Here is a 2064-nt window from a genome sequence, read left to right as displayed (position 1 = left end):
ACCAAAGCGTGGCTGTGAAGTTGCTCGCGCCGACGGTCTAGCTCAGTTTGCCTGCTCGGGTTCAGCCAGCAGCCCAAAAAGCTGCGCCAGCGCAATCAGTTCGACATCGCTGCACTCATGGCCATCCACGAGCCAAAGGCCCAGGTCGTCGCCTGGTGGTTCGACGTTCCGGCCGATCGTGCGTAGGGCTTCAGCTGCTTCGTGAGATGGGTTGTCTGTCATTTCCGATCCCATGCCGGCCAAGCGCGTCCACGACGAGATAGGACGTCAACGGCGCTCGCCGGGCGGCCGCACCATCGCAGCTCGTCCAGCTTGCACAATAGCGTACGGCAGACGCACGCGCTTGTGAGGCAATATAGTTTGGTCTTAAGATAGTGAGTGCGTGGCCCTCCCCCAGAGCTACCTATTCGAACCCAATCTCGGCGCCCCCATACCCGGCGAGCCTTTTTCGTTGGCGGGTGATGATGCGCAGGAATGACGCGCTAGCCGTGCATGTTTACGCAGGATGCAATCAGATGATGAATTGCGAGCGGGGATCGGCTTAGATGCGTTTATCCGCGGCCGGATTTTTGGGCGCCGCTGACTGAGGGCCGTGTGCTCTGGCCTGTTGTGGATCTCCGGCTATGACCTCAGGCCCACCAATCGGATTTGCCGATCTCGATAAGGCGCCAGTCCCGCCGCGTTATCGCGTTTTGATCCTCGACCGCGGAGGCCAGGTGCTGCGGATGGAACGGATCGAAGGCGATGAGGACGATGAAGCTGTAGAGCGTGCCCGCCGGCTCGTTGATGGACATGCCGTCAAGCTATGCGATGGCGTGCGGTTCATAAAACACTTCCCGCCTGTGGACTGAACGCGCTGTCGGTCAGCAGACGCATGCTGCGACCATATTATGATGAACCTTTGATCCTGGGCCGCCTTTACGGGGATGCAGAACCCACCGAACTCACCGTATGCCCTGGTCGCCGACGACGACTACCTGATCCGAATGGATGCGGAGACGATCCTTGAGGATGCGGACTTTCGAGCCCTCTCCGCGGAGAATGGCGTCGAAGGCAATCGAGCTACTGGAGCAGCACGCCGCGAACATCGTCTTGTTGTTCACCGATGTGGAGATGCCTGGCGGGCCAGACGGTTTCGAGTTGGCACGAACCACAGCTAACCGATGGCCCGATATCTCGATCGTGGTTGTGTCAGGCGGCTTAAAACCTGGCCCGAACGAACTTCCGGAAGGCGCTGTCTTCCTCGACAGGCCCTTCAGCGCCAAGATCGTCCACGACCATCTCGATATGATACTTTCGGACGGGCGCAAGCCTGAGCTGATCGGCCCCCAGGCGGTGGTCCAAGGATGGAGTTAGTGCGCGGTAGGCCGTTCTGCCACGGGTAGCTTGGCCGGCGGAGCTGGTCGGGCGAGCGCAGCCGGCCAAGCGGAGAACGCTGGCACGAACACCTCCGGTGCCGGGGGCCGGTATCCCAGCGAGGCATGTGGGCGCACAGTGTTGTAGTGACGCCTCCAGCTTTCGATCACGATCTGCGCCTCCTTGAGTGTGTAGAAGATCTCACCATTCAGGAGTTCGTCGCGCAGACGCGCGTTGAAGCTCTCGACGTACCCATTCTCCCAGGGTGAGCCTGGCGTGATGTAAGCGGTTTTGCTGCCGACCGCGGTGATCCAGGCTTGCACAGCCTTCGCGACGAACTCAGGCCCATTATCCGAACGAATATGGCCCGGTACGCCACGCAGGATGAACAGGTCCGAGAGCACGTCGATAACGTCGATCCCCTTGAGCTTGCGTGCGACCCGGATCGCCAGGCATTCGTGCGTGAACTCGCTGCGCGGTCCTTCGGTTCATCGACCACGTTGAGCATCCGGATCTTGCGCCCATCGTGCGTGCGGGCCTCGACGAAGTCGTACGACCATACGTGATTGCGGTGTTCCGGGCGAAGACGAACACAGGAGCCGTCGTTGTCCCAGATCCGCCCCCGCTTGGGCTGCTTGGCCGGCACCTTCAGCCCCTCACGCCGCCAGATCCGCTCGACGCGCTTGTCGTTGACCGACCACCCGGCCG

The 2064-nt window shown here is 61.2% G+C and carries 3 protein-coding genes and 1 pseudogene; 1 reads left to right on the top strand and 3 read right to left on the bottom strand.

Annotation, left to right across the window (positions count from 1 at the left end):
• Nucleotides 1-42: 42 nt before the first annotated feature.
• A complete protein-coding gene (locus tag MKK64_RS22730; RefSeq protein WP_243937620.1) occupies nucleotides 43-222 on the bottom strand; it encodes a hypothetical protein in 180 nt (59 codons plus the stop codon).
• A 407-nt stretch (nucleotides 223-629) separates the two neighbouring features.
• On the bottom strand, nucleotides 630-794 hold the full coding sequence (locus MKK64_RS22725) for a hypothetical protein (RefSeq protein WP_243937619.1): 165 nt from the start codon (nucleotides 792-794) through the stop codon (nucleotides 630-632).
• A 247-nt stretch (nucleotides 795-1041) separates the two neighbouring features.
• Between MKK64_RS22725 and MKK64_RS22720 the strand changes: the two genes are divergently transcribed.
• Nucleotides 1042-1356 (top strand): response regulator, encoded by a 315-nt coding sequence (locus tag MKK64_RS22720; RefSeq protein ID WP_243937617.1) that lies wholly within the window; start codon nucleotides 1042-1044, stop codon nucleotides 1354-1356.
• Here MKK64_RS22720 and MKK64_RS22715 read toward each other — a convergent pair.
• Nucleotides 1353-2064: pseudogene (locus MKK64_RS22715) on the bottom strand (IS3 family transposase); the annotation flags it as partial. The gene MKK64_RS22720 and the pseudogene MKK64_RS22715 overlap by 4 nt on opposite strands.

It is taken from the genome of Methylobacterium sp. E-025 (assembly GCF_022829705.1).
In the GTDB taxonomy this organism is placed as follows: domain Bacteria; phylum Pseudomonadota; class Alphaproteobacteria; order Rhizobiales; family Beijerinckiaceae; genus Methylobacterium.
This window is presented reverse-complemented; position numbering and strand designations above follow the sequence as displayed.

What these genes read in the sequence shown, in the direction of transcription:
- MKK64_RS22725 (WP_243937619.1), bottom strand. Translation starts at nt 794, where the DNA reads ATGTCCATCAACGAGCCGGCGGGCACGCTCTACAGCTTCATCGTCCTC.
- MKK64_RS22730 (WP_243937620.1), bottom strand. Translation starts at nt 222, where the DNA reads ATGACAGACAACCCATCTCACGAAGCAGCTGAAGCCCTACGCACGATC.
- MKK64_RS22720 (WP_243937617.1), top strand. Translation starts at nt 1,042, where the DNA reads ATGGCGTCGAAGGCAATCGAGCTACTGGAGCAGCACGCCGCGAACATC.